This is a genomic window from Streptomyces sp. NPDC051452 (genome assembly GCF_044454765.1).
In the GTDB taxonomy this organism is placed as follows: domain Bacteria; phylum Actinomycetota; class Actinomycetes; order Streptomycetales; family Streptomycetaceae; genus Streptomyces.
The window spans coordinates 1-1,162 of sequence record NZ_JBITEB010000050.1 but is presented as its reverse complement, the minus strand read 5'-3'; the positions used below and the strand labels follow the sequence as shown (position 1 = coordinate 1,162).

The following is a 1,162-nucleotide window of genomic DNA, read 5'->3' as shown; positions in this document are numbered from 1 at the left end:
GGGCGGGTCCACCAGCTCAGCGTGATCTCGTCGTCGATCAGCTCGTTCAGTTCGTAGCTGGAGAAGTCGCCGCTGCGGCGGCGCTCGGCACCGGGTTCCCCGTCGGGGTCCAGGAGGCATTCACCCTCGCACTCCTCGTCCTCGCAGTCGTCGTAGTGCTCGACCTCGCCGTAGTAGTCGTAGCGGTCGTACGGCGCATGCGCGTCCCAGGTCTCCTTCACCTCGGCCAACGCGAGGACCGCGTCACAATCCGTCTCTGCGGCGGCCTGGCGGAGCAGGGTGGTGCGGGTGGCGTCGGCTCCCTTGAGGCGGCAGGGCTAATTCATAGTCATGGTGATCATGCTCCGTCGCAGGTCAGGGGCAGTCCGAGGAGGTCGAGCGGGCGGGTGAACGGTGTGTAGGAGACTTCTCGGAGTCCGGCGGCGATGTTGTGCCGGCCGGCGTCGCGGAGGGTGCTGATGGCGAGGTTGCGGAGGGTGGCCATGTTGGCGGGTCCGTGTCCGGTGCGGATCTTGGAGGCGTCCTCTGCGAAGGTGGTGTCCCTGACGTGGTGGACGGCCTCGATTCCCCAGTGTGCTCTGGCGATGCGGCCGATGAGCTGGGGTGACGCCTCGAGCGATGTCATGCTGGTGATGGCGTGGACGGTCTGGCGGGTGACACGCCCGGTCTTCAGATCGGTGCGGTGCCGCAGGATCTTCACCGCCTGCACGACGTGGGGGAAGTCCAGTCCGAGGCCGGTGACGGTGAGGGTTCGGACCGAGCGGGTCTCGCGGCGGCCGTGCCCTCGCCCGCGGTCGTAGCGGCGGGCGGTCACCTCCTTCCACGGTAGAGCCTTCAGGGCCGCGTGGAGGTTCGGCTGGTTGCCCTTGACGATCATCAGGTAGTGGGCGTTCTTGGCCTCGACCAGCCATTTCGCGTGTTCGCGCTGGGTGTGGAGGGCGTCGGCGGTGACCACGGTGCCGGTCAGGTCGAAGGGGTCCAGCAGGGCGGTGAAACCGGTGATCTCGTTCGTCTTGTCCGGCACGCGAATCTGGCTGACGGTCCGGCCGGCGGCCGTGACCGCGGACAACAGGTGGGCGGCCGGGCCGGTATCGGTACGTGAACCGCGGGCACTCTTGCCGTCGACCGATATCGATTCCGTGCCGGCGGGGGCGTGGCCGAG

The 1,162-nt window shown here is 68.2% G+C and carries 1 protein-coding gene and 1 pseudogene; both read right to left on the bottom strand.

What is annotated here, in order from left to right; all coding sequences use genetic code 11:
- A pseudogene (locus tag ACIBA9_RS38165) lies at positions 1–230 on the bottom strand (2OG-Fe(II) oxygenase); the annotation flags it as partial.
- A 107-nt stretch (positions 231–337) separates the two neighbouring features.
- Positions 338–1,162, bottom strand: an 825-nt coding sequence (locus ACIBA9_RS38160) for an ISAs1 family transposase (RefSeq protein WP_399370383.1), incomplete at its 5' end; no start/stop codon positions are given.